Origin of the sequence: Paraburkholderia sp. SIMBA_053, from assembly GCF_046534895.1 — a bacterium.
GTDB lineage: Bacteria > Pseudomonadota > Gammaproteobacteria > Burkholderiales > Burkholderiaceae > Paraburkholderia > Paraburkholderia caledonica.
Genome location: NZ_JAWRXU010000884.1, coordinates 1 through 264 on the forward strand (window position 1 = coordinate 1; position 264 = coordinate 264).

Consider the following 264-nt stretch of genomic DNA (forward strand, 5'->3'; position numbering starts at 1 on the left):
TCGACTGTCATTCTCGGAGTCTTCACGCCCGGCATCGTGCCGCTCGCACTCGGCCGCATTCATGAACTCGTGCCGCACGACCACACGGAACAGCGTGCCTCATGGAGCCGCGCGACGACAGCGTTCGCTCTCTTCCAGGCGCTCGGCGGGTATGGCGACTCGTATCTGTTCTCGCACTCGCATAACAACTACGCGTTGAGCGTCATGTGTGGCGCCGCGGCGCTTGGCGTCGCGTTCATCGCTGATCTGATTGTTTCGCGGATC

At 62.1% G+C, this 264-nt stretch carries 1 protein-coding gene; it reads left to right on the top strand.

Annotation, left to right across the window (positions count from 1 at the left end; translation table 11 throughout):
* Positions 1–264 (top strand): YbfB/YjiJ family MFS transporter (locus SB753_RS38150; RefSeq protein WP_410805302.1); only part of this gene is annotated, 264 nt, incomplete at both ends.